Source organism: Xenorhabdus griffiniae (genome assembly GCF_001028135.1).
Lineage (GTDB): Bacteria > Pseudomonadota > Gammaproteobacteria > Enterobacterales > Enterobacteriaceae > Xenorhabdus > Xenorhabdus bakwenae.
On sequence record NZ_LDNM01000011.1, the window covers coordinates 1 to 4,775 of the forward strand.

A 4,775-nucleotide genomic window follows, 5' to 3' on the forward strand; every position below is an offset into this window, starting at 1 on the left:
TATCAGAGTTGGAGATAAATCTCGCGGCAAACAACTTAAATAAGCGGCCACGAAAAACACGGGGTTACAATACGCCGGATGAGCTATTTAAAGGGACAAAAACTCATTTACTTCGTTTATAACGATATTGCACTTAATATGTGAATCCAAGTAACTAAGACTATTTAGATCAAAATTCCCTTTCCAATTATCATATATGTCAGTCTGTAAAGCAGAAGGGAAAATAAAATTTTTGACTTTAGCTCCCGCCATTTCTACATGAGCTTTAGTTGTATCAAAATGGTGATTAGATATAAAAATTGGTTCAGAGGCTCCACTTTTTTTGGCTAATTCTACAAGGTGTGGGAATAATATTTGCTCAGCTCCTCTGCCTTGGTGCACAGGAATTCTATATTGATAACCAAACACTTCTTCGACAGTTTTTGATAGCTTATAATAGCTCTTGCTACCGGCATAAGACTCATCTCCCAAAAAGATCCCTGCCCATTGTCGATCACTCATAGCTCCTGTACCACTATCAGTCAATAAATCTATAAATACATCCTCCGCTCTTAAAAGAAACGGATTTAATCCGGCTGTTATCAAGGCACTTTGACGTTCAGCTCTAGTTATCATTTTAATTGGTTCAACCATTTTAATTCGCCAAGGTTCTGGTATAGATTTAGACATATATACTTTCCTATAATAAGTAATAGATATTAATATAGATTTTTCATTGAAATTATAAAAATGACTTCAATACTGAAATCTGTTTTTCGCCAAGCTCTATCTTTTTATTATTCAACATTTTTTCTATAGCTATAAATCCTTTTTCTCCATATTTACGAATATATTCTGAAACATGTTCTTTTGATTCAGAAAGGAATGCTATATCAAATTCTAACATCTCTCTGACAACCAATAACGGTACAGGAGAACGTAATGGTTTAAAATTAGGATTCCTCAACCCACCTTTAGAACAAAGATTAAAAAACTCACCCAACATCAATCCATTACGCAAAAAAGTGGTTTCATTTCATGATGCAAACGAGCAATATTTTCTTCAGGGGAAATATCACTCCATATACTAACAATTGTTTTAAATTGCGTTGAATCACCAGTGCGAGGTTCCTTATCAAGAAATAAATTTAAAAGATTAAGGATATGCTTTTTAATTTTATCCTCAGTCATTCCTTTTGTTTTTACTTCAGTAATCCAAAATGTTTCTTTTTTCATAGATGTAGGAGAAAAGGGGCAAACAACACCTGACCTTCCCAAATCAGTATGTGGATTGCATAAATAATCTATACACCACTGAGCTATAGTTTTTATATCTCTTGTATCTGTCTCATCTGGTAACAATATAACTTCTGATATAGGAATAAGTTTTGTCGCACAAGATAATGAGTTCAAATTCATATCCACAATAAAGTCTCCTGACTAAATTTTCATATCAAAATTGATTAGAGTTAATAGCTGCCTTTTCATTTCTCAATGTTATAAAGCAAACAATAACAGACAGCATTGTTATTCCCATTAATGTATATACCAATACACTAAATGAATCGCTATAAATAGCTAGTAGTTCCTGCTCAGATAGATAAATAAATGAGTCTCTAGCATTATCAAAATTACCTGTTGTCAAATTACTTGCTGCTGTAGAAATCACATTGTGAGATTGTTGAGAAACTTGCTGTAAATTCATCTGTAGAAGAAAATTTAACATTGCTAGTGCGCCTGCAACACATATTGCCTCACCACAAGCTCGCATCGTCGTAAAAATGCCTGTTGCCATTCCTGCTCGCTCTATAGGAACTGCTCTAATTGAAAGATCATCCATTAACCCCCACGGAAACCCAGTTCCAATCCCTATTAACATCAGTGGAAAAATTAACTCTGTTGATTGTGCTCCAATAGGTATATTTGCTAACCATGCTAACCCTACTGCTGCACATAATAAACCAATACACGAAAGTGTTGGCGCTGAAAACCAGCGAGTTAACAATGCCGCAAGAAAAGGAACAACAAGCATGGGAGCCGATAGTGCGATCATGACTTCTCCTGCTTTAATTGCACTATAACCTTCAATACCAATTAACCGAATTGGGAATAGAATAAGTAACACAATAAAACAAACCGCGGTTGCCAGTGGTAAAAATTGTACTCCGACAAATTTTTTAAACCGAAAAAGCGATAGATCTAGCATTGGACGGGTATGTGATAATTCACATTTAATAAAAATAAACAACATCATGATGGAAGCACTGAACAATGCAATAACAGAAGTACTTCCAATACCACTCTGCGGAATTTGCATAATACCGAATGTTAGTAATACTAAAAATGCTGTAAAACTAAATACACCTTTAATATCGAGTTTTACGGCGTTGGGATCGCGCGATTCACGCATCTGAATAACACCAATGACCAGTGCCACACCACCAAACAAAGCTCCCAGTAAAAATACAGACCTCCAGCCAAATACTTCTATTAGAGTACCTGATATCACGGGCCCAAATGCCAAACCCACACCAAAAGCTGTTCCTAATAAACCAAAAGCTTTTGTTCTTGCCCTTCCATCAAATTCCTGAGCTAATGCGGCATTCCCTCCAGCCATCGTCAAAGCGGCAAAAAAGCCTTGTATTCCACGCAATAAATCAAGAAAAACAACACTGCTCGCAACACTAACAATAAGAGAAAATAGTGTGAACCCAGTTATACCACCCACGAACATCTTCTTGCGTCCATATTGGTCAGCTAACGCTCCCGCTGCCATGACAGCACTACCAAAACTTAACGCAAACGCATTGATAACCCAAGATAATGCAATCGCACTACCTCCTAATTCAGATTGGATAGCAGGTAAAGCTACAGCTGGCCCTGTATATTCAAGAGGTAAAATCATCCCAGCGATACAAACAGCAGCTAATACACAATAGCCACGCCATGGTTTCTTATTTTCTACCCGCATACCATATCCTCATCAAAATTTTAATAATTTGATTTTACTTATATAAGATCATAATAATATTGCTATTTGCTCAAATAAAAATTGTGGAAATAACATGAATCATGATCTGGCTCTCTGGCATCTTTTTTTTCGGATTGTTGAAAAAGGAAGTTTGATAAAAGCAGCAAAAGATTTGCGATTAGATCCCTCTGTTGCGAGTCGGCGTTTAACTACTCTTGAACATCAGTTAAAAGTTCAATTAATTAATCGTTCAACTAGGAAATTAAGCCTGACAGATGCAGGAATGCTGGCTTATGAGAAAATGCGCCCTTTACTAAATGAAGTAGATAGTATCTTGAGTGATATCAGCGGTAATTCACTAGCGGGTAAAATTAAAATTACTGCTCCAGTAAATTTTGGCGAACACTATGTCACACAATGGCTAACGATATTTCAGCACAAAAAACCAGACATTATATTTGACTTAGTTCTTTCAGATAATTGTCTAGATCTCCGGCAAGAAGGAATTGATCTTGCAATCCGAATTGGAGAATTATCAGTCTCAACATTAGTCGCTAAAAAATTGGGTAATATTTCTGGGGTATTGTGCGCAAGCCCTGCATATCTGACCAAATATGGAACTCCACTGCACCCACAAGATCTGACAAAACATAAATCTATTATTTATTCACTGCATCAAAATGCCTACCCAGCTCGCTTACAGTTATCCTGTAATGGGCACATAGAACGAGTAGAGCTGTCCAGTAGCTTTCACCTTAATAATGTGGGAGCAATTTACCAAGCAGTATGTGACGGAGCTGGTATTCATGCAGGCCCAATGTGGTTATTCAATAAGGCTATTCAAGATGGAAAGCTAATCAGACTATTATCCGATTGGACTTTACCCATACTTCCTGTTCATCTTTTAAGATCACAAAATAGTTATGTCCTCAACCGAATAATTGCATTAAGTGATTGGATTGAAAAATGTTGGCTAACCGAAGGAATATAATAATGGAGCACATATCTCTATCAATACTAAACTACCACCGACTAAAGTCGGTGGGTTAGCGCAGCCAGGACTGACGACTGAAAGTCGTCAAACCGTCCTGTATAAACGCGCATACATCAAAATATTTAAGTTCAAGGTCACCGTCTAAAGACGGTGGTTTTAACCTTTCATATGGAAAAATAAACACGATCCTGCTAAACAACTCATTAATTTTCATTTTCTTTATATTTTCTTATTACATTTACGCGATGCTCGACTTTAACATCCTATAACGTTGGCTTGTTGAAGCCAGTCGCGCTGACTTTTACCTTGTTTAAAATTGGCAAAAATACCCAACGTGTGAGAAAGCAGTTTTCTGGCAATTCGATTACTCAAATGCCACAAATCCCGTGCCCAGCATTTCTCGATAGCAAATTGTCCGGCAAGTTGACCAATCACGGTTTCAATTAAACGGCGTTTGGCATTGATCATGCTTCTCGTTTCCTTGGGAAGAGGATCATCCATATTGGCACGCATCGGCGTAATCATCTCAATGCCCTGCTTCTTCATTTCCTGTTTAAATTCAATACCTAAATAGCCTTTATCACCGAGTAGATACCCTTTTATCGGGGCGGCTAAATCCCAGGCAGCTTCACGTTCACTGACACTGGCGGGAGTCAACGTAACCCCGGTTAACACACCGGTTTCATCTATCATCAGATTCCCTTTAAATCCGTAGTAAGTTTCGTTCTTGGCGGCACAATACCCATAATCGGCTTGCCCTTTAAAGTTGGCGCTCCCTTTAGCTCTTTTGAACCCACAGACGGGCAGCGGAAATCCGTCGATAATATGTAC

At 37.6% G+C, this 4,775-nt stretch carries 3 protein-coding genes and 3 pseudogenes; 2 read left to right on the forward strand and 4 right to left on the reverse strand.

Annotation, left to right across the window (positions count from 1 at the left end; translation table 11 throughout):
• Positions 1-122 (forward strand): annotated as a pseudogene (locus tag AAY47_RS22575) (IS30 family transposase); the annotation flags it as partial.
• Here the strand turns inward: AAY47_RS22575 and AAY47_RS03680 are convergent.
• The 3 genes and pseudogenes from AAY47_RS03680 to AAY47_RS03690 form a co-directional block, all read right to left on the reverse strand.
• Positions 121-669, reverse strand: a pseudogene (locus AAY47_RS03680) (beta-eliminating lyase-related protein); the annotation flags it as partial. The pseudogenes AAY47_RS22575 and AAY47_RS03680 overlap by 2 nt on opposite strands.
• A 52-nt stretch (positions 670-721) precedes the next feature.
• Positions 722-1,398: pseudogene (locus AAY47_RS23265) on the reverse strand (DUF6875 domain-containing protein).
• A gap of 34 nt (positions 1,399-1,432) precedes the next feature.
• Positions 1,433-2,950 (reverse strand): MFS transporter, encoded by a 1,518-nt coding sequence (locus AAY47_RS03690; protein WP_047766993.1) that lies wholly within the window; start codon positions 2,948-2,950, stop codon positions 1,433-1,435.
• 94 nt (positions 2,951-3,044) lie between these two features.
• Here AAY47_RS03690 and AAY47_RS03695 point away from each other — a divergent pair, with 94 nt between their 5' ends.
• Complete coding sequence (locus AAY47_RS03695; RefSeq protein ID WP_047766995.1) at positions 3,045-3,941, forward strand: LysR family transcriptional regulator; 897 nt, start codon at positions 3,045-3,047, stop codon at positions 3,939-3,941.
• Positions 3,942-4,199: 258 nt separating this feature from the next.
• On the opposite strand, the gene AAY47_RS03700 is transcribed toward AAY47_RS03695, so the two are convergent.
• Positions 4,200-4,775, reverse strand: a 576-nt coding sequence (locus AAY47_RS03700; protein WP_047766999.1) for an IS982 family transposase, incomplete at its 5' end; no start/stop codon positions are given.

Bases quoted from the DNA above. Each gene is read 5' to 3' on its own strand.
- AAY47_RS03695 (WP_047766995.1), top strand. From the start codon at position 3,045: ATGAATCATGATCTGGCTCTCTGGCATCTTTTTTTTCGGATTGTTGAA.
- AAY47_RS03690 (WP_047766993.1), bottom strand. From the start codon at position 2,950: ATGCGGGTAGAAAATAAGAAACCATGGCGTGGCTATTGTGTATTAGCT.